This is a genomic window from Shewanella electrica (assembly GCF_022321485.1).
Classification (GTDB): Bacteria; Pseudomonadota; Gammaproteobacteria; order Enterobacterales; family Shewanellaceae; genus Shewanella; species Shewanella electrica.
The window spans coordinates 1-278 of the sequence record NZ_JAKOGG010000203.1; the positions used below are offsets into that span (position 1 = coordinate 1).

Below are 278 nucleotides of genomic sequence, written 5' to 3' on the forward strand. Positions count from 1 at the left end.
GGGAAATCTCCTTCGACCGCTTCGCCGAGCTGGTGAAGCAGGCGACGCCCGGTTGAGCACAGGGCCGATCACACTGCGGGGGATCGTTTTCTAGATGGACTCCATTTCGCCGAGCGACCTGCCCGGCGATGAAGGGGGTGACGAGGAGGAGGGCGGCACGGTCCGCGCCTTCTCCCAGGACAGCGGCAATACGGAGCGTTCCCTGCGCTCCGCGACGCTCACCCGCCTGCGCATCGCCGGCTTCAAATCCTTCGCCGAGGCGCAGACGGTCGAGGTCC

Annotated in this window: 1 protein-coding gene; it reads left to right on the plus strand. The window is 66.9% G+C overall.

Annotation, left to right across the window (positions count from 1 at the left end):
* Nucleotides 1–94 precede the first annotated feature (94 nt).
* A partial coding sequence (locus L9G74_RS20365) for a hypothetical protein (RefSeq protein ID WP_238898589.1) occupies nt 95–278 on the plus strand: 184 nt, incomplete at its 3' end.